The 18,856-nt window shown below is 59.2% G+C and carries 16 protein-coding genes and 1 pseudogene; 11 read left to right on the forward strand and 6 right to left on the reverse strand.

All coding sequences use genetic code 11. From position 1 onward, the window contains the following. The 10 genes from QZT71_RS09515 to QZT71_RS09560 form a co-directional block, all read left to right on the forward strand. Nucleotides 1-1,306 (forward strand): YfhO family protein (locus QZT71_RS09515; RefSeq protein WP_295915509.1); only part of this gene is annotated, 1,306 nt, incomplete at its 5' end. Nucleotides 1,307-1,424: 118 nt separating this feature from the next. Continuing rightward, on the forward strand, nt 1,425-2,309 hold the full coding sequence (locus tag QZT71_RS09520) for a permease-like cell division protein FtsX (protein WP_295915510.1): 885 nt from the start codon (nt 1,425-1,427) through the stop codon (nt 2,307-2,309). Continuing rightward, nucleotides 2,310-2,567 carry a DUF3098 domain-containing protein gene (locus QZT71_RS09525; protein ID WP_295915511.1) on the forward strand — a complete coding sequence of 86 codons (258 nt, stop codon included), beginning with the start codon at nt 2,310-2,312 and terminating at the stop codon, nt 2,565-2,567. A 133-nt stretch (nt 2,568-2,700) separates the two neighbouring features. After that, a complete protein-coding gene (locus tag QZT71_RS09530) occupies nt 2,701-3,492 on the forward strand; it encodes an undecaprenyl-diphosphate phosphatase (RefSeq protein WP_295915512.1) in 792 nt (263 codons plus the stop codon). After that, entirely contained in the window at nt 3,492-4,208 is a 717-nt protein-coding gene (gene truB, locus QZT71_RS09535; protein ID WP_295915513.1) for a tRNA pseudouridine(55) synthase TruB, read from the forward strand. The genes QZT71_RS09530 and truB overlap by 1 nt, the downstream gene beginning before the upstream one ends. A gap of 65 nt (nt 4,209-4,273) precedes the next feature. Then, on the forward strand, nt 4,274-5,323 hold the full coding sequence (gene queA, locus QZT71_RS09540) for a tRNA preQ1(34) S-adenosylmethionine ribosyltransferase-isomerase QueA (protein ID WP_295915516.1): 1,050 nt from the start codon (nt 4,274-4,276) through the stop codon (nt 5,321-5,323). A 127-nt stretch (nt 5,324-5,450) separates the two neighbouring features. Then, entirely contained in the window at nt 5,451-6,257 is an 807-nt protein-coding gene (locus tag QZT71_RS09545; RefSeq protein ID WP_295915518.1) for a glycogen/starch synthase, read from the forward strand. Beyond that, a complete protein-coding gene (locus tag QZT71_RS09550) occupies nt 6,241-7,914 on the forward strand; it encodes a DUF4270 family protein (protein WP_295915519.1) in 1,674 nt (557 codons plus the stop codon). The genes QZT71_RS09545 and QZT71_RS09550 overlap by 17 nt, the downstream gene beginning before the upstream one ends. A 76-nt stretch (nt 7,915-7,990) precedes the next feature. Beyond that, nucleotides 7,991-10,288 carry a type I DNA topoisomerase gene (gene topA / locus QZT71_RS09555; protein WP_295915520.1) on the forward strand — a complete coding sequence of 766 codons (2,298 nt, stop codon included), beginning with the start codon at nt 7,991-7,993 and terminating at the stop codon, nt 10,286-10,288. 29 nt (nt 10,289-10,317) lie between these two features. After that, nucleotides 10,318-11,526 (forward strand): C1 family peptidase, encoded by a 1,209-nt coding sequence (locus QZT71_RS09560; RefSeq protein WP_295915523.1) that lies wholly within the window; start codon nt 10,318-10,320, stop codon nt 11,524-11,526. A gap of 944 nt (nt 11,527-12,470) precedes the next feature. Here QZT71_RS09560 and QZT71_RS09565 read toward each other — a convergent pair. Continuing rightward, complete coding sequence (locus QZT71_RS09565; protein ID WP_295915525.1) at nt 12,471-13,112, reverse strand: pentapeptide repeat-containing protein; 642 nt, start codon at nt 13,110-13,112, stop codon at nt 12,471-12,473. After that, on the reverse strand, nt 13,099-13,449 hold the full coding sequence (locus tag QZT71_RS09570) for a hypothetical protein (protein WP_295915527.1): 351 nt from the start codon (nt 13,447-13,449) through the stop codon (nt 13,099-13,101). Before QZT71_RS09570 ends, QZT71_RS09565 begins: the two co-directional genes overlap by 14 nt. Here QZT71_RS09570 and QZT71_RS09575 point away from each other — a divergent pair. After that, nucleotides 13,448-14,863 (forward strand): BamA/TamA family outer membrane protein, encoded by a 1,416-nt coding sequence (locus QZT71_RS09575; RefSeq protein WP_363151020.1) that lies wholly within the window; start codon nt 13,448-13,450, stop codon nt 14,861-14,863. The genes QZT71_RS09570 and QZT71_RS09575 overlap by 2 nt on opposite strands. 399 nt (nt 14,864-15,262) lie before the next feature. Here QZT71_RS09575 and QZT71_RS09580 read toward each other — a convergent pair whose 3' ends face one another. From QZT71_RS09580 to QZT71_RS09595, 4 genes and pseudogenes are all read right to left on the reverse strand, one after another. Then, the gene (locus tag QZT71_RS09580; RefSeq protein ID WP_295915531.1) at nt 15,263-15,826 is read right to left on the reverse strand and encodes a 4'-phosphopantetheinyl transferase superfamily protein; all 564 of its coding nucleotides are present in this window, start codon (nt 15,824-15,826) and stop codon (nt 15,263-15,265) included. Next, complete coding sequence (gldE, locus tag QZT71_RS09585) at nt 15,823-17,106, reverse strand: gliding motility-associated protein GldE (protein WP_295915533.1); 1,284 nt, start codon at nt 17,104-17,106, stop codon at nt 15,823-15,825. The genes QZT71_RS09580 and gldE overlap by 4 nt, the downstream gene beginning before the upstream one ends. A 16-nt stretch (nt 17,107-17,122) precedes the next feature. Next, nucleotides 17,123-18,445, reverse strand: coding sequence for a cell division protein FtsZ (ftsZ, locus tag QZT71_RS09590; RefSeq protein ID WP_295915535.1), 1,323 nt, complete (start codon nt 18,443-18,445; stop codon nt 17,123-17,125). Nucleotides 18,446-18,616: 171 nt separating this feature from the next. Beyond that, nucleotides 18,617-18,856 (reverse strand): annotated as a pseudogene (locus QZT71_RS09595) (cell division protein FtsA); the annotation flags it as partial.

Below are 18,856 nucleotides of genomic sequence, written 5' to 3' on the forward strand. Positions count from 1 at the left end.
CGTTTCGATGGCCCTGGTCGTCGTACAATGGGCCGTGCCGCTGCTGGGCGCATTGGCGCTGATGCGGCTGTGGCGCGACGAGATTCCGCGCGAACGCCTGCTGCGGGCACTGGCCTGGGCCGCGGGCATCACGGGCGGGCTCTGCCTCCTGCTGGCCGTCGCGGGCGGCTCGCTCTTCGACTTCGGACGTGCGGAGAGCGCCTCGATGATGACCGAACAGTTCCGCCACCTGTTCGAGGCCAACAACATGCAGGACTACCTCAAACGGGGTATGGACGCCGAAATGGGCATCGCCACGGCCAATGCCATGGCGGCCGAACGCGCCTCGATGATGCAGGCCGACGCATGGCGCTCGCTGCTGATGATTCTGCTGGCCGCGGGCGGCGTCGCCCTGTTCGCCCTGCGCAGAATCAACAAATACGTCCTCACGGCGCTGCTCGGCGCGGTGATGCTGCTCGACCTCGTCCCCGTCGACCTGCGGTTCCTCTCGCACGAGAACTTCATTTCGGCGCGCCGCCGCCAGATCACGGCCACGGCGGCCGACAAGGCCATCCTGGCCGACAAAGAGCCGGGATTCCGCGTCATGAACCTCACGGTCAGCCCGTTCCAGGACGCCACGACCTCCTATTTCCACCGCTCCGTCGGCGGTTACCACGGCGCCAAGCTGGCCCGTTACCAGGATTTGATCGACCGTTATTTGAGCTACCGCAACGACGCCGTGCTCGACATGCTCAACACCCGCTACCTGATCGTTCCGGGCGCCGACGGACAGCCCGAGGCCGTACGCCGACCGACAGCTTTCGGCGCGGCATGGTTCGTCGACAAAATCGTCGCGGCGGACTCCCCGCAGCAGGAAATCGATTTGCTCGAAAAGACCGACCTCAAGACAACGGCCGTCACCACCCCCGGCGACAAGGCATTCGCCGAAGAGTGGCAGGCGGGCGGCCAGGCGGACACGGCGCTCGTGCGCTCCATCGCGCTCACGGAGTACCGCCCCAACTACCTCAAATACGAATATACGACCCCCGAAGAGGCTGTGGCCGTCTTCTCGGAGATATTCTACGACCACGGCTGGAAAGCCTACGTCGACGGCGAAGCGATGCCCAGCTTCCGGGCCGACTACATCCTGCGGGCCATGAAACTGCCCGCCGGGGCGCATACCGTCGAATGGAAATTCCGTGCCCCGGGCTGGACGGCGGCCGAGGCCGTCACGCTCATTTCGTCGCTCGTAATCCTGCTCGGCGCCGCGGCTGCCATTGCCTCCTGGATTCGGCAAAAGAGGAAAGAGAATATTCCGGACGAATAAGACGAATCCCGTCAGGGCAAGTCCCCGCCTCGGCGGGGGGGGGCAGACTTATAAACACGGCGGAATGCCGTGAATGAAACGAACGACGGGAAAAAGCCGTCGAAAAAGCATTTCTGCTATGAAAGATGACAAGCGACTGAAGCGGAAAGTCCGCAACTCCTACATCGTATCGACCGTCAGCATCATGCTCGTGCTGTTCCTGCTGGGTTCGGTGGGCTACCTGATGGTGGCCGCGATGAAGGTCGCCGATACGCTGCAGGAGAGTATTGCCGTGACCGTGGAGCTGAAAAACGGTCTTTCGGACGAACAGAAAGAGGCCATCAACAAACGGCTCACCGCCGAAGAGGTGGTCGCGACAATCGCCTATCAGGCCAAGGAGGAGAAAATCGAAGACGCCGAATTCCGCAAGATGTTCGAAAGCAGCGAATTCGAGGAAATCCTGGGCGAAAACCCGCTGCTCGACTCGTTCGAGCTGACCCTCACGGCCGCCTCGGCCGACAAGGAGCTCATAGACACGTTCATCGGCGGCATTTCGAAAATCGACGGCGTCGATCGGGTCAGCTATCCGGCGCTGATGGCCGAGCGGCTGCACGCCACGGTCGGCAAAATCCGGCTGGTGCTGCTGCTTTTCGGCGGGGCGCTGCTCATCATCTCGCTGATTCTGTTGAGCAACACCATCCGGCTGGCTATCTTCTCGAAACGCTACCTGATCAACACCATGAAACTCGTGGGGGCCACCAAATGGTTCATCATGAAGCCGTTCCTCGGCAGCAGCGTCACGCAGGGCATCCTGGCCGGATTGGGCGCCTCCGTCCTGTTCGGCCTGGCGGTCTACGGCCTCAACGAGGCGATTCCCGAATTGATGACCATCGCCGAGGCGGGTAAAATCGCCATCATCCTCGGCGCTATGATTCTAGGGGGCGTCGTCATCTCGGGGCTTTTCACGATTTTTGCCCTCAACAAATTCGTCAACATGAAGTCTAACAAGATATACCTTTATTAAATGAAAAAAGCGAATAACAACCCGGCGGAACAGGAGAATCCCCGCATGCCCCTGACGCGCCGCAACTACATTCTGCTGGCTATCGGATTCGCCGTCATCCTCCTGGGCTTCATACTGATGGCCGGGGGCGGAAGCGACTCGCCCGACGAATTCAACTACGCCATGTTCTCCTGGCGCCGCATCACGCTGGCCCCGATCCTCGTGGTGGCCGGATTCGTAATCGAGATATACGCCATCCTGAAACGCTACAAACAGTAACGACGCAGCCGTTTTTCCGCCGCAACGCCACCCCGGCTGGGGCGGACGGAGCACCCGCAGACACGGCCCCGCGCCGCGCCGCAGGGAAAGCCATGCAAGGGAAACGGCCCGCACCTACCCCGCTTAATACGATATGGACACCTTACAAGCCATCCTGCTCGGCATCGTGCAGGGTATCACCGAATTCCTGCCCGTTTCGAGCAGCGGACACCTGCAAATCGCCAAGGAACTGCTGGGCGTCGAGCTCGAAGAGAACCTCACGTTCGACGTGGCGCTGCACGCCGCCACCGTGTTGAGCACCATCGTCGTGCTCTGGAGCGAAGTATGGCGCCTGTTGAAAGGGCTCTTCTCGCGCCGCTTCAACGACGAACAGGCCTATGTGCTCAAACTCGTCCTCTCGATGATTCCGATCGGAATCGTCGGATTCCTTTTCAAAGACCGTATCAACGCCATGCTCGACGCCCCCTGCATCCTCGTAATCGTGGGCGCCATGCTGCTGCTGACGGCCGCGCTGCTGGCCTTCGCCTACTACGCCAAACCGCGCCGGAAAGACAAAATCTCCTACCGCGACGCCTTTATCATCGGACTGGCGCAGGCCTGCGCCGCCATGCCGGGGCTTTCGCGTTCGGGCACGACCATCGCCACGGGCCTGCTGCTGGGCAACAAAAAAGCCGCCGTGGCCCAGTTCTCGTTCCTGATGGTGCTGGCGCCGATTCTGGGCGAAACGCTGCTCGAGGCCGCAAGCGGCGATTTGACCGCCGGCATCGCCACCGGAACCCTCGCGGCGGGATTCCTCGCCTCGTTCGTCACGGGATGCCTCGCCTGCAAATTCATGATCGAAATCGTCAAGCGCGGCAAACTCATCTGGTTCTCGCTCTACTGCGCCGTCGCCGGCCTCGTATCCATCATAAGTTATTTCTGCTGATGAAAGAGACATTCGACCTGCGGGGCATCAACTTCGAAGAGGGCTATATCGCCGTCCTGGACAAACCCCTGCGCTGGACTTCGACCGACGTGGTTCGCAAAGTCAAGTTCGCGCTGCGTAAACTCGGCTACCGGAAAATCAAAGTCGGACATGCCGGCACGCTCGACCCGCTGGCCACGGGCATCCTGCTGGTCTGCATCGGCCGCGCGACCAAGATGGTCGATGCCCTGCAGGCCGAAGAAAAGGAGTACGTCGCCGACGTGATGCTGGGCGCCACGACCCCCAGCTACGACCTCGAGCACCCTGTCGACCAGACCTACCCCACGGAACACATCACCCGCGAAAAGGTGCTCGAAGCGCTCGCATCGCTCACGGGCGAGCGGCTGCAGTCGCCGCCCGTCTACTCGGCCAAGAAAATCGACGGCACACGCGCCTACGAACTGGCCCGCGCCGGCGAGCAGGTCGAGATGCGCAAGGCGCTGGTCAACATCTACGAGATGGAACTGCTGGAGTGCGACCTGCCGCACCTCCGCATCCGGGTACGCTGCAGCAAAGGCACCTACATCCGCTCGCTGGCCCACGAAATCGGGCAGGCGCTCGAAAGCGGGGCGCACCTGACCGCGCTGCGCCGTACGCGCAGCGGCGGTTTCACCCTCGACAAAGCCGGGGAACTGGACGACTTCCTGAAAAAATTGCAGGAAACTGAAACAAAATAGGCTTTTTTGCGTATAGAAAATAATCTGTGTTGTTTATTTGAACGTAAAAAAGAGGATTTTCACCTATGAAATTATCACAATACGGGTACGAATTCGCCCCCGAAATGCTGGCGAAACACCCTGCGGAAAACCGGGACGACTCGCGCCTGATGGTTATCAACCGCGCCAAAGGCACCATTGAGCACCGCATTTTCAAGGACGTCATCGAGTACTTCGGGGAAAAAGACCTGTTCGTATTCAACGACACCAAGGTATTCCCGGCCCGCCTCTACGGCAACAAGGAAAAAACGGGCGCGGAAATCGAGATTTTCCTGCTGCGCGAACTCAACCGCGAACTCCGGCTGTGGGACGTGCTGGTGGACCCGGCCCGTAAAATCCGCATCGGCAACAAGCTCTATTTCGGCGACGACGACCTGCTGGTGGCCGAAGTGATCGACAACACCACCTCGCGGGGCCGCACGCTGCGGTTCCTCTTCGACGGCTCGTACGACGAGTTCAAGCAGGCGCTCTTCAGTCTGGGCGAAACCCCGCTGCCCAAGTGGGTGCGCGAAAAGGTAGAGCCCGAAGACGCCGAACGCTACCAGACGATTTTCGCCGAGCACGAGGGCGCCGTGGCTGCGCCGACGGCCGGCATGCACTTCTCGAAGCACCTGATGAAGCGCATGGAGATCAAAGGCATCGACCGGACGTTCATCACCCTGCACGTGGGACTGGGCAATTTCCGCACGGTCGACGTCGAAGACCTCTCGAAGCACAAGATGGACTCCGAGCAGTTCTTCGTGACGGACCAGGCCGCCGCCGCGGTGAACCAGGCCAAACAGGAGGGCCGCAAAGTGGTATCCATCGGCACGACCGTCATGCGCACCATCGAAACAGCGGTCTCGACCAACGGCATGATCAAGCCGATGGAGGGCTGGACCAACAAGTTCATCTTCGCCCCTTACGAATTCACCGTGGCCGACGCCATGGTGACCAACTTCCACCTGCCCTACTCCACGCAGTTGATGATGGTGGCGGCGTTCGGCGGCTACGATACGGTCATGAACGCCTACAAGGTCGCAAAAGAAGAGGGATACCGATTCGGCACTTACGGCGACGCGATGCTCATTCTTTAAGAAATTTTTCGTATCTTTGCACAATAGACCCCGAACGTTTTCACCACACGGAGGTGCATCCGGCTCCGTCCGAACCGCCCCGCGCACAGAAAACGGAAGAAAAGTCCACAGCTAAAAAACTCGAACCATGGCAAGCAAGATTCTGTACGTCTGTCAGGAGATTACCCCCTATCTCCCCGAAACGGAGGGCTCCGCGCTCTGCCGCACGCTCACGCAGGCCATGCAGGAGCGTGGCAATGAAATCCGTACGTTCATGCCGCGTTACGGCTGCATCAACGAACGCCGGCACCAGTTGCACGAGGTAATCCGCCTTTCGGGAATGAACCTCATCATCGACGACAACGACCACCAGCTCATCATCAAGGTGGCGTCGATTCCCGCAGCGCGCGTACAGATCTATTTCATCGACAACGACGACTACTTCTCGCGCAAGGCCGTCCTGACCGACGATGCGGGGGCGCAGTTCCCCGACAACGACGAACGGGCGATTTTCTTCGCGCGCGGCGTGCTCGAAACGGTCAAGAAACTGCGCTGGACACCTACCGTCGTCCACTGCCACGGCTGGTTTTCGAGCGTGGTTCCGGTCTACCTGAAACGGGTCTTCGCCGACGACCCCATCTTCCGCAACGTCAAGATAGTCGTGTCGCTTTACGGCGACGGATTCCCCGGCGAACTGGACAAGGAGTTCGGCATGAAAATCGCCGGCGAGGGCATGAAAGATAAAAATCTCGCAATTCTCGATACTCCGTCATACGAAAACCTCTGCCGTTTCGTTATGGAATATGCCGACGGTGTGGTCGCAGCTTCCGCAGATGTCGATGCCAAGGTATTGGAAATCGCCCGCGCAAGCGGAAAACCGATGCTCGAATACCAGTCGCCCGAGGCACCGGACTTTTTCGATAATTACAACCGATTCTATGAAGCAATTCAATAACTTCCGCCGCGTATTGGGCGCAGCCGCCATCCTGGCGGCAGCCGTCGCCATGACGCTCGCGGGCTGCACCAAGGTGGACGACACGCTGGGTTCGAACCTCGTGCCGGACAACCAGCAGATGCGGGCGGGTTTCACGTCGCTCGCCGCCCAGACGCTCACGGGGGAACTCAACCCGAAGCGCTACATCGAAACACGGCTGTTCCAGACCGACTCGATTGTCGCGTCGAACCTCTCCTACGGGTATATGGGTTCGATGCTCAACGACACGTTCGGCCTGCGCTCGGCAGGGTTCCTGACGCAGTACCTCAACTATTACAAGGTGGACTCGGGCTACTTCGGCTACAAACCGATTTTCGACTCGGCCCAGCTGCTGCTTTCGATTGAAAGCTACGGCAGCGATACCACGACCGTGCAGAAGTTCGCCGTTTACGAGGTTTTGAGCAACGACTACCTGACCGAGAAACCCGTTGCACCCGGTAAGACGGAAAGGGATACGGTCTTCTACCTCAATTTCAATCCGGAAAAGGAGGGCCTTTACGACAAGACCCGTCCGCTCTTCACGTTCACGCTCGGCGGCGACAAAGGCCCGTCAACCCTTGCGGTGACGCTGGAGCCGACCACTTACGGCCGTGAATTCATCGACCGCCTGATGCTCCAGGAGGGCAAATACAAAGGCGATTATTCGATTTACAGCGTCGACAGCCTCGAACAATGGGTCGAAGAGTTCAAAGGGCTTTACATCGTTTCCGCCGAAGACCAGACCACGCCGGGCAAAGGAAACATTTACGGCACGTCGCTCGAAGCCTCGGGACTTTCGGTCTACGCACGCAACCGCGTGAAGGACGACCCGACGCTCATCAAGGATACGATCGGCATGGTCTACTACTTCTATGAATCCTCCTCCGAATACGGCAACGTTTCGGTGAACACGATTCGCCACGACTACACGAAGGCGACCTCTGCGCAGAAGTTCGAAATCGCCGATGCGGCCGAAACCAACGAAGACCGTCCGTTGAGTTCGCAGGTCTATGTCGCCGGCATGGGCGGCGTGGTGACCGAGTTCACGTTCACCAAGGAGTTCTTCGACGCACTGGAAGCCGAAATCGTGGCGGGCAACGACTACGTAGACCCCGACGACATAAAAGACGAGGTGTTCACGACGCTCGCCGTCAGCCAGGCCAAGATGTCCATCTATTTCGACGGCAGCAACTACGACTGGCAGAACCTGAACAACATTCCCCACCTGATCGGGCAGATGGACGCATCGCAGACCCGGCTGGGCCTCTACACCGATTTCAAAACACTCTCCGGCATCGCCGACTACGCCTATGCCTACGAGCAGAGTTACAATACGACCCTTTCGTACGGCGGCTACATCAACCGCAGCCGCGGATGCTACGAAATGGACATCACGGCTTTCGTCCAGGGATTGTGGAACAACTACCTGAAGGCCAAACGGGAGGCCGGCGGCGAAGGCGCCCAATGGGATGATTTCAAGGACAACATCAAGAACCGCACAATCTATTTGGGGCCCGAGGCATACAGCCTCTACACACAGGCTTACAGCGTAATGCGCGGCATGACCCCAATCGACGGCTCGCTGACCAGGGAGATGGTCCCGATTAAAATCGACCTCGCCTACAACCTGATAAAATAGGGAACCAAAAGCAAGAAACGCGAAACCTAAGTGCCATGCTTAGGTTTTCGCATTTCAGAAAAGAGATAAAGAACGCATGCAGGAAAATTTAGTAATCGTCGAGTCCCCGGCCAAGGCAAAAACCATCGAGAAATTCCTCGGCAAGGACTACATCGTAAAATCGAGTTTCGGGCATATCCGCGACCTCTCGAAAAAAGATTTGGGAATCAATATCGGCGATGGATTCAGGCCCGTGTACGAAATCCCGGGCGACAAGAAAAAGGTGGTGGACGAGCTGACCAAACTGGCCAAAAGCAAGACCGTCTGGCTGGCGTCCGATGAAGACCGCGAAGGAGAAGCCATCGCATGGCACCTGACCGAAGTGTTGGGACTCCCCGTCGAAAATACCAAGCGTATCGTCTTCCACGAAATCACCAAGCGGGCGATCCTCGAAGCCATCGAGAGCCCCCGCACAGTCAACATGGATCTCGTGAACGCCCAGCAGGCGCGCCGCATCCTCGACCGTCTGGTCGGCTTCGAGCTCTCGCCCGTGCTGTGGAAAAAAGTGCGCCCGTCGCTCTCGGCAGGCCGCGTACAGAGCGTCGCCGTACGGCTGATCGTCGAGCGCGAACGCGAAATCATCGCATTCCGTTCGGCCCCCTATTTCCGCGTCGTGGCGCAGTTCCACGCCGCAGGCGATCCCGACAAGACCCTCTTCAAGGCGGAACTGTCGTCGCGTTTCGAAACCGAAGCGCAGGCCGAAGAGTTCCTCCGCAGCTGCATCGGCGCCACATTCACCGTGTCGAAAGCCGAGGAGAAACCCGCACAGCGCTTCCCCGCACCGCCGTTCACGACCTCGACGCTCCAGCAGGAGGCAGGCCGCAAACTGGGCATGTCGGTTTCGCAGACCATGTCCGTCGCCCAGCACCTCTACGAGCAGGGTCTTATCACCTACATGCGTACCGACTCCGTGAACCTCTCCAAGCAGGCGCTGGCCCAGTGCAAGGAGGAAATCACGAAACTCTACGGCGAGAAATATTCGTCGTGGCACAACTACAAAACCAAGACCAAGGGCGCACAGGAGGCGCACGAGGCCATCCGTCCGTCGTACATCGACCGCCTGTCAATCGAAGGCACCCCGGCCGAGAAGAAACTCTACGACCTGATTTGGAAACGCACGGTAGCCTCGCAGATGGTCTGCGCCGAACTGGACCGCACGACGGTGGTAATCGACATGTCGGGCTCGTCCCAGCAATTCATCGCCACGGGCGAAGTCATCCGTTTCGACGGTTTCCTGCGCCTCTACTCCGAATCGACGGACGACGACCAGGCCGCCGAAAGCGGCGAAGGACTGCTGCCCAAAATGGCGAAAGGCGACCAGGTGCTTCCGGCCCAGATTACCGCTACGGAGCGGTTCACGCAGGCTCCGGCCCGCTACAACGAGGCTTCGCTCGTCAAGCGCCTCGAGGAGCTGGGCATCGGCCGCCCCTCGACCTACGCCCCTACGATCACGACAATCATCAACCGCGGCTACGTGGTCAAGCAGAATAAGGAGGGACAGAAGCGCAACTACGTGCAGATGACGCTCACGGGCGACAAGCTGGCGACGAAAAATCTCTCCGAGAACTACGGCAAGGAGAAGAACCGGCTTTCGCCGACGGACATCGGCATGGTCGTGAACGACTACCTCGAGACGCAGTTCAAGCCCATCATGGACTACAACTTCACGGCCAACGTCGAGAAGGAGTTCGACCGCATCGCCGACGGCGACATCACGTGGGAGAAGATGATCCGGGAGTTCTACGGCCCGTTCCACCAGATGGTCGACACGGCCATCGGCACGCAGACCGACAAGAAGAGCCAGGCCCGCATCCTGGGCAACGACCCCAAGACGGGACACATCGTCAAGGCGCGCATCGGCCGCTACGGCCCGATGGTCGAAATCGAAGGCGAGGAGGGCCAGAAAGGCCGCTTCGCTTCGCTCAAGAAAGGCCAGCTCATCGAGTCGATCACGCTCGACGAGGCATTGGCGCTCTTCGCGCTGCCCCGAGACCTGGGTCAGCTCGACGGCGAGGAACTTTCGGTCGGCATCGGCAAATACGGCCCTTACGTACGCTACGGCAAATCGTTCGCCTCGCTGCAGAAAGGCGACGATCCCTACACGCTCACCTACGAGCGCGTCGTGGAAATCGTCCGCGCACAGCAGGCGGCCGCGGCTGCGGCCAACACCCCGCTGCGCAGCTTCCCCGAAGACGCCGACATGCTGGTCAAAAACGGCCGCTACGGGGCCTATATCGCCTATAAAGGCAAGAACTACCGGCTGCCGAAAGGCGCCAAGCCCGAGGAACTGACGCTCGACGACTGCCTGAAAATCGTCGCCAACTCGAAAAAATAACCAACCCACAAACCACAAACCGCACGGCAATGAAAAAACTTCTGCTCACAGCTTTCGTATGCTGCACCGCACTCGCGGCCGCGGCACAGACTCCCGACACGGCGCCCCAGCCGGAGGGATACCAGTTCACCGACATCAAGATACTCCCGGCCACCCCGGTCAAAGACCAGAGCCGCAGCGGCACCTGCTGGTGCTTCTCGACGCTCTCGTTCCTGGAGAGTGAAATCCTGCGCGCCGGCGGCCCCGAATTAGACCTCTCGGAGATGTGGATCGTACGCAACATCTACTTCGAAAAGGCAATCAAGTACGTCCGCCTGCACGGCAGCCTGAACCTCGCCGTCGGCGGCCAGTCGCATGACGTCATCAACGGCATACGCCGCTACGGCATCGTCCCCGAAGAGGTTTATCCCGGCCTGAACTACGGCTACCAAAAACCGCAGTTCGACGAAATCGACGCCGTAATCAAGGCTTATGCCGATGCGGTCATCAAGTCGGGCGACAAGAAAGACAGCAAGCTCACCACAGCCTGGCAGGAGGGCCTGAACGGCATCCTCGACGCCTACTTCGGCGCGATGCCCGAAAAATTCACGGTCGGCGGCAAGGAGTACACCCCGCAAAGTTACGCCGCTTCGCTGCCAATCGACCTCGATGACTATATCGAAATCAGCTCGTTCACCCACCATCCGTTTTACACCGAGTTCATCATGGAGGTACCCGACAACTGGGACTGGGATACGGTCTATAACCTGCCGCTCGACGAGATGATGGCCGTTATCGACAATGCGCTCGAGAACGGTTATACCCTCGCTTGGGGCACGGATGTGAGCGAAAAGGGCTTCAGCCGCACCAAAGCCATCGGCATCATTCCCGAAGCCGACATCGAGGGCATGGCGGGAACCGAAGCCGAGCGCTGGGGCAAACTGACCCAGAAAGAGAAAGACGAGGCGCTCTACAAGTTCGACAAACCGGGCAAGGAGCGCACCATCACGCAGCAGATGCGCCAGGAGGCTTTCGACAACTACGAAACTACGGACGACCACGGCATGCAGATCGTCGGCACGGCCGTCGACCAGAACGGCAACCGCTACTACAAGGTCAAAAATTCGTGGGACGTACGTCCTCCCTATGCCGGCTACTGGTATTTCTCGCGGCCGTTCGTCGCGTACAAAACCATCTCGGCCATGGTCAACAAACACGCCCTGCCCAAGGAAATCGCCAAGAAACTGGGAATTAAATAAGCCTTCATACGGCGCCAGCCCGGGCACACGGCTCGGCATCACGCATATAACACCGCTCGGTACACCCGGAAACCCCGTAGTACCGAGCGGTGTTTTTTCGCAGATATCGGCCGTAATACCATATCCCCGAAAGGATAGTGCACACCGACTGTACTGCCCGGCATTCGCAAATACAATCCCCCGGCACATAGAGGCGACAACCCGGACAACCCGGACAACGCACCTGCCCCGGCTGATATAAAACGCATCGCACCGCCCGGAGCGTTCCGGCAAACACAATAACACGCTGCCTGACTCCGCACAATAGGCTCCGGCAGGCCTAATACACGCTGTCCGGACACAGGCCCGTGCAGGTAGACGCAAAACTCGCTGACGGACTCCGCACAATAGGCTCCGGCAGGCCTAATACACGCTGTCCGGACACAGGCCCGTGCAGGCAGACGCAAAACTCGCTGCCTGACTCCGCACAAGAGGCTCCGGCAGGCCTAATACACGCTGTCCGGACAGGCACGTGCCGGCAGACGCAAAACTCGCTGCCGGACACCGCTCAACCTAAAACACCCGCCCCGCACAGGCAGGCGGCTCCAGCCGGCACATGCCACCACCGGCACAACCCCGGCCTATGCGGGCACGACGCCCGAAGCAGGCAAAAACACCAAAAGCGGCCCGACAGTATAGTCGGGCCGCTTTCATTTATCGAAGTTTTAACTCTTTCCGAAATAAAAAGGAGATTTTTACATCTCACGCAGTTTGATGCTCTCTCCTAACATAATCAGGGCGGTACGGAACCACTCATTAATCTTTGCCTTCATACTAAATAATTTTAAATAATTATTAAAATATTTTATCATTTAAGACAGGGCAAAAGTAATACCGAAAAGGCAAACTTCCAAATATTTTATTAAGAATTTTTAAGAAATATGTAAATTTTTTGAATAAAGCCGTTAATCCTCTATCTCGACACCCAGCATACGCACGAGGTCTACAGCCTGCAACGCATTAATTTTCAATCCTTTCAACTCGAACGAATCCACTTCCCCGACACGCAGGCCCCGAATATCCGAATCGGCGAGCGAAAGCCCCCGCAAACGGGTTCCGCGGAATTCGCCCTGCGTAAGGTCACAGCGCGAGAACACCACGTTTTCGAACCTGCACTCGTCGAAAACAGCACTCCGCATCACACCCCGCGCGAATCCGACGTACCGCAGCCGTCCCAGCGCGAAGTTCGCGAACCCGGCCTTGCAACGCTCGAACGCTACATGCTGCATCGTCGCTTCCGAAAGGTTCGCCCCCACGAGCTTGCACTCCAGGAACTCCACCCGCTGGAAACTGCAACCGGAGAAGTCCGCATTCGAGAAATCGCAGTTGCGGAACGTCACATCGGTAAAATGCGAACTGTGCAGCGTGCACGCGGGAAACAGGCAGCCGCTGAACCGGCACGACTGTATCCAGACATGATCGCGCTCGAGGGCCGTAACAATCAGGCCGCGGAAAAGCCCGCCCGTAATCTCCTCCCTATCAAAAAGCACCGATGCGTCGTCGTATTCCACCGCATCGGGTGCGGGCAGGGGTCTAGTAATTTTCATAGTTGATCATCTTTTCAGGGTTATAGCGGCATCCGCCGGCCTCCGGTACGGCCCATTCCTCCGGTCTCCGGAACGCGAACCGTCCGACAACCGATTCCGCCGCCGCTCCGGCCGCAGAATCGCCGACTATTCGACCGCACTTTCGGGTGCCGGGAAGCAGCATATGGGATAAGCGCCCCATCTTAAAACCAATCTTCGTCCCGGAAAGCATGACGCTACTGCCGTAAAGGTAGGAATTATTCCCCGAACCGGGAATACCCCGCTGCCATTCGCTGGCCATTTTGCGCAAAAAGAAAATAATTCCTATCTTTGAACCGTTTTTGACCCAACGACCCATGAATAAGGGATATAAAATCCTCCTCACGACCTGCCTGTTGCTGTCTGCATACGCAGCCGCTGCCCAGCAACCCGGAACGGAAATGAAAACATTTCCGTCGACCGAGGAGGCCCTGTCCCAGATAGGCAGGGCGGAAGCGCACCCCGCGGCACGCTCCGCAGACACCGCCGCACTCACTTCCCCGGCACAGCGCAAAGGATTCATCCGCCGCATCATCGACTATTACAGCCGCTCGAACATCGACCGCACGTTCGAAAAGAAAATCGACTGGAGCATCGCCCCGGGCCCCAACTATTCGTCCGACGTAGGCTTCGGACTCGGATTCCTCGTGGCGGGCCTCTACCGCCTCGACCGTACGGACTCGATTACGGCTCCCTCCAACATCTCGATTTACGGCAACTTCACGACCGAGAAATTCGTCCTGCTGCGTTTCTCGGGCGACAATATTTTCAACCACAACAAACAGCGGTTGAGCTATGCCGGGGCATTCGTATACTTCCCCGGCGCTTTCTACGGCGTAGGCCACGCCGACGGCGCCGAAGGCTACGCACAGGATCTGACCACGACAATGGGGCTCTTCCGCATCTCCTACTGCACGTCGCTCGTCGGACGTTTCTACATCGGCGTGAGCGGAGGCATCGACTACACAGCCGCACGCTACAAAGACAGCGGCATGGTCGAACATATGAATAAAATCAAGGCCGACGTAGATGCCGGAAATCCCGTTCCGGGCGGCAGAATCGGCGAACTCTATACGCTCCTGCAGCAAGGCCGCTACGACCCCGAAAAACAGGATCCGTTTTCGAACTATATCGCACGCACGGGCGACAAGCCCAATGCGTTCAACACCAACATCGGCCTTTTCGCACAATACGATACGCGCGACGTGACGTTCAACGCCTCGAAAGGCGTCTTCATCAAGGCCGAGGCCAAATGGTACCCCGAGTGGCTGGGCAACACGCGCCGCAACTTCGGACGCTTCACGCTGACGTTCGACTTCTACCGGAAACTTTGGAAAGGAGCCATCCTGGCTTACGACCTCTACGCCGACTTCACGGCCGGCACCCCGTCATGGCACATGTACGCCAAACTCGGCGGCATGGAGCGCATGCGCGGCTACTATGAGGGGCGCTACCGCGACAAACGGTTAATCGAAACGCAGGTCGAACTGCGGCAGAAAATCTACCGCCGCCACGGCATCGCCGCCTGGATCGGCGGCGGACAGGTCTGGGGGACCGACAAATTCCGCTGGGACAACACCCTTTACAGCTTCGGCTGCGGCTACCGGTTCGAATTCAAAAACCGCATGAACATCCGCCTCGACTACGGCTGGGGCGTCTACGGCAACCAGAACCTCCCGTGGGACCGCAAACGCTCCTCGGCATTCCTCTTTACCGCCTCGGAAGCGTTCTAAACCACCCGCCACCTGCACCGCATCAGCAGTCCCCGCGGCAAATCCGCCGCATAGTTCCCCGCTCCCGAACTCGCACTTCCTATTTACCCGGCGCCTCCGCAGCGGTTCCGGAGCCGTACCCCGGTTTCACTATTCTCCGTCCCGGCCCTGCCTGACCGGCTCTCATCAGCATCTCCCGCCCGCTGCATATGCCCGGCTCCGGATTTCACGCCCTCCGTCCTGCTGCAACCGCCCGGCCTTGATTCCGCCGGCCTTCCGCCCCCGCATCCTCCGTTAGCTCCCTGTCCGCCCGCCCCGGCCTCTTCCGGCCCGTGCTCCCGGGAACGCGGCTCCCGATACGAAAAAAGTCCCCGCCAAAGCGGGGACTTTTGTATATCAGCAGGGCGCACAACACCCGGATTACATAATATATACGATGATAAAGCCGTCGCTGCGGCGCAGGGAAAGACCGACGGGTTCCTCCCCTCCGATATGTCCGGCAACCGTACCCGCTTCGAAATCCACCGCGTCTACATGCAAATCGTCCAGCAAATCCAGTCCCGGGCGCCCGGCATACTTATAAAGCGCCTCCTTGGCACACCACACGACGGCCGGAAGCAGCGGATCGGAAGACAACGCCTGTTCCTGCGGGGACATGTAGCGCGGCAGGGCCCGGCTGAAATCCCGCGATTCGGGTTCGATGTCCACGGCGCACGGCGCATCGGAAACGCAAACCGCCACGCGGCCCGCACAGTGCGACACCCCGATACAGGCCCTGCCGTCCCCGACGACGGGCGCCCCGTGGCCGTTGTAGCCGATCTGCACATCCGGGCCGAGCGCACGGCGCACGATGGCGCGCCATGTAAGGTATTCCCTGCGGCGGTGTTCCCGCAGAAAGCCCTGCGCCGCGGCGAACTCCTCCGCCGTCACCCACCGGGCGGCATCGGCCTCGGCCATCGGCGGCTCTATGAAGAGTGCCCTCATGCCGGTAAGTCCACGCGGATTTTGTCGACCCGGTGCCCGTCGACCTCCTGCACCGTAAAACGAATGTCGTGCGACGTGAAGAGATCGCCCTTGCGGGGGAAGTCGCGCTTGAGTTCGAGCATCAGCCCCGCGAGGGTTTCGGCCTCGCCCTTAACGTCGGAGAATGTTCCCTCGTCGAGTCCCAGCACGCGCTCGAAATCCCCGAGATGGCTCTTGCCGTCGAAGACGTAACTCTTTGCGTCGATGCGCGTGTAGAAACTCTCGTCGGCGTCGCTTTCGTCCGAAATCTCGCCCACGATTTCCTCGATGATATCCTCCAGCGACACCAGTCCCAGTGTCGAGCCGTACTCGTCGACGACTATGGCCATATGCACCTTGTTCGACTGGAAATCCTCCAGCAGGTCGTTGATTTTCTTGTGTTCGGGAACGAAATAGGGCTTGCGCATAAGCTGCTGCCACCCGAACTCGTTGCCGTGGTTGATATAAGGCAGCAGGTCTTTGACATAGAGCGTACCCCGGATGTTGTCGACATCCTCTTCGTAAACCGGGATGCGCGAGAAACCCGATTCGATAATCGTCTTTTTGACCGTTTCGTAGTCGTCGGTCATGTCGAGCGCCGTAATGTCGACACGGGGTTTCATGATTTCCTGCACTTCGGTATTGACGAAGTTGACGATTCCCGACAGCATGCCATGCTCCTCGGGACTCGAACTCTGGGTCATATCCACCGCGTCGGCCAGCTCGTCGAGCGAAATCTCGCTCTTGTGCGCCGCCTTTTCGCTGATGCGGCTGCTCGTCCGCACGAGGGCATAAGAAATCGGATAGAAAATCCACCGCAGCACCGTAAGCGGCCGCGCCGCGAACTGCGCGAAGCGCACGGGGATGGTCTGCGCCAGCACCTTGGGCAGGATCTCGCCGAAGAGCAGCAGCAGGAAAGTCACCAGCACGGTTTTGAACAGGAACTCGAACCGCAGGAACGTGAAAAGCGAGTCGATGATACCGGCCGTGAGGATGACGATACAGATATTGACCAGGTTGTTGACCACCAGAATCGTCGCCAGCAGCAAATCGACGTTAGTGAGCAGGCGCAGCACCGCTTCGGCCGAAGCGGTCGCCCGCTTGCGCAGGTGCCGTATATCGTTGTGGGACAGCGAGAAAAACGAAGTTTCAGCCCCCGACACGAGCGCTGAAACACACAGCAAGCCCAACGTCACCGTGCACAGCACGGCGATATGGCCTGAAAATCCGTTAAACGTAATCCACGAACTTGTACTCTCCAAACCGACGGTCGATTAGTTAATCAAAAAGCGATCCGCCCTGCGAATCGGGTGCCTGCTGGCTGCTTTCGGCCTCCTCGCGCAGCACCTCCTTGCGTCCGCCGGGCATCTGTACGATGAACTTCGAGTTGCGCGACTGGTAGGCCGGCTTGCTCAACAGCAAATCGATGTTGTTATAGCGGGTCGACTTGGCCCCGAGCATCACCTGTTCGGGAGGACGCTGCTGCGCGGCCTTGGGCGGAACGACGGGCTTAATGGGCTCCAATACGGGGGTGACGGGGTCTTTCACCGGCTCGACGGCACGCACCGGGGGAATAATCTGCTTCATCACCCCTGCGGAAGCGTCGCCCTCGAATCCCGTGGCGACCACCACCAGCTCGATGGCGTTGCCCAGCTGGGGCTTTTCGCTCGTACCCCAGATGATGTTGGCATTGTGAATCACACCGTTTTCGTCCTGCACGCTGGCATGCGACTGAATGTACTCCAGGATGCGCACCACCTCCTCGTACATCAGCGAATCGGCATTCGACACGGAGATGTTCAGCAGGATGTTCTTGGCGCCCGAAATCAGGTTGTGATCCAGCAGCGGCGAACGCAGCGACGCCTCGGCAGCCGTTTCGGCGCGGTTGTCGCCCTCGGCCGTAGCCACGGCCATGTGGGCGCGGCCGCTGTCGCGCATCACCTTCGAAACATCGGCGAAGTCGACGTTCACCAAATCGCTCTCGACGGTGATAATCTCGGCAATGCCCTTCGCCGCCGAACACAGGATGTCGTCGGCCTTGCCGAACGCCTGTTTGAGCGAGAGGCGCCCGTAAATCTCCAGTATATTTTCATTGTTGATAATCAGCAGCGAATCGACATTCTGGCGCAACTCCTCGATACCGCGGAAAGCCTGCTCGTAGCGAATCTTCCCCTCGACGGCCAGCGGCGAGGTGACGATGGCCACGGTCAGCAGCCCCATCTCCTTGGCCAGTTTGGCGATGACGGGCGAGGCGCCCGTACCCGTACCGCCGCCCATACCGGCCGTGATGAAGAGCATGCGCGTACCCGACTCCTCGAGGTGCTGGCGGATTTCGGGCAGCGATTCGACCGCGGCGCGGCGGCCGTTCTCGGGATCGTTTCCTGCCCCGAGGCCCTCCGCCCCGAGGCGTATCTTCAACTCCACAGGACTCTTGTCGAGCGCCTGCTGGTCGGTATTGCACACCATGAACGTCACGCCCCGGATGCCCAGGTTCCACATGTGGTTCACGGCATTGCCGCCGGCACCGCCGACGCCCACCACCATGATGATCGAACCGTCCGTTTTCGGGGCTTTGATCTCCGACATCAATTCGTCTGTCATATCGTTAATTCCTTTTTATCCTAACTACCTGAAAATTTGCCGCTCCCACAGCCGGGCGGCGTTATCGCGGCATTCAGCCGTGTTTGCTAATCTGTCCATCCCCGAACCCTCGGGAACGGTTTGCCGCAAGGCGACCGGCGATTCAACCGGAATACGCGCGGGCAGTCGTCACTAAATCTCCTCGTCCTCGGCGGCGGTGAAGCTCTTGTTGATTTTGTCGAAAGTCTTCTGGAAAATCGAGCCCCAATCGCGCTTACGCTTGGGTTCAATCACCGGAGCGGGCTCCTGATCCCTCTCCGGCAAAGCCTCTTCATTACCGGCCGGCTGCGAAGCAACAGGCGCAGCCGCCTGTGCGGGTTGCTGGAAACGCGGCGCGGGACGATACCCGGCTGCCGGCTGCACAGGCTGGAA

Source organism: uncultured Alistipes sp. (assembly GCF_902388705.1).
GTDB lineage: Bacteria > Bacteroidota > Bacteroidia > Bacteroidales > Rikenellaceae > Alistipes.

Excerpts from the sequence above, each read along its gene's own strand:
- QZT71_RS09560 (WP_295915523.1), top strand. The coding sequence starts at position 10,318 with ATGAAAAAACTTCTGCTCACAGCTTTCGTATGCTGCACCGCACTCGCG.
- QZT71_RS09565 (WP_295915525.1), bottom strand. The coding sequence starts at position 13,112 with ATGAAAATTACTAGACCCCTGCCCGCACCCGATGCGGTGGAATACGAC.
- QZT71_RS09530 (WP_295915512.1), top strand. The coding sequence starts at position 2,701 with ATGGACACCTTACAAGCCATCCTGCTCGGCATCGTGCAGGGTATCACC.
- QZT71_RS09525 (WP_295915511.1), top strand. The coding sequence starts at position 2,310 with ATGAAAAAAGCGAATAACAACCCGGCGGAACAGGAGAATCCCCGCATG.
- truB (WP_295915513.1), top strand. The coding sequence starts at position 3,492 with ATGAAAGAGACATTCGACCTGCGGGGCATCAACTTCGAAGAGGGCTAT.
- QZT71_RS09580 (WP_295915531.1), bottom strand. The coding sequence starts at position 15,826 with ATGAGGGCACTCTTCATAGAGCCGCCGATGGCCGAGGCCGATGCCGCC.
- QZT71_RS09520 (WP_295915510.1), top strand. The coding sequence starts at position 1,425 with ATGAAAGATGACAAGCGACTGAAGCGGAAAGTCCGCAACTCCTACATC.
- topA (WP_295915520.1), top strand. The coding sequence starts at position 7,991 with ATGCAGGAAAATTTAGTAATCGTCGAGTCCCCGGCCAAGGCAAAAACC.
- QZT71_RS09570 (WP_295915527.1), bottom strand. The coding sequence starts at position 13,449 with ATGGGTCGTTGGGTCAAAAACGGTTCAAAGATAGGAATTATTTTCTTT.
- ftsZ (WP_295915535.1), bottom strand. The coding sequence starts at position 18,445 with ATGACAGACGAATTGATGTCGGAGATCAAAGCCCCGAAAACGGACGGT.
- QZT71_RS09545 (WP_295915518.1), top strand. The coding sequence starts at position 5,451 with ATGGCAAGCAAGATTCTGTACGTCTGTCAGGAGATTACCCCCTATCTC.
- queA (WP_295915516.1), top strand. The coding sequence starts at position 4,274 with ATGAAATTATCACAATACGGGTACGAATTCGCCCCCGAAATGCTGGCG.
- QZT71_RS09550 (WP_295915519.1), top strand. The coding sequence starts at position 6,241 with ATGAAGCAATTCAATAACTTCCGCCGCGTATTGGGCGCAGCCGCCATC.
- QZT71_RS09575 (WP_363151020.1), top strand. The coding sequence starts at position 13,448 with ATGAATAAGGGATATAAAATCCTCCTCACGACCTGCCTGTTGCTGTCT.